General features: G+C 42.6%; 1 protein-coding gene. It reads right to left on the minus strand.

Features of this window, described 5'->3' with window-relative positions:
- Positions 1-192: aminopeptidase P family N-terminal domain-containing protein (locus RYX56_RS25255; RefSeq protein WP_317124502.1), on the minus strand; the 192-nt coding region annotated here is incomplete at its 3' end.
- Between the last annotated feature and the right edge of the window lie 43 nt (positions 193-235).

A 235-nucleotide genomic window follows, 5' to 3' on the forward strand; every position in this document is an offset into this window, starting at 1 on the left:
TTCACATTGCTTTGAAGCTTGTTCAATATAGCGGAAATCAGTAATAAACTGTGCTTTATCTCCACTGATCAACACAACACCAGCCGTACCTGTAAAATTGGATATGTAGCGGCGGTTATAGGGACTGGTAATGAGCATCCCATCTATTCCATGCGCTCCAAATGCTTCCCTTAGTTTCGTTAATTTCTCCATCGGTTCCACTCTCCTTTTCAATTCCGCAGACGGACACCATTAT

This window comes from Alkalihalophilus lindianensis (genome assembly GCF_032843265.1).
Classification (GTDB): domain Bacteria; phylum Bacillota; class Bacilli; order Bacillales; family Bacillaceae_D; genus Alkalihalophilus; species Alkalihalophilus lindianensis.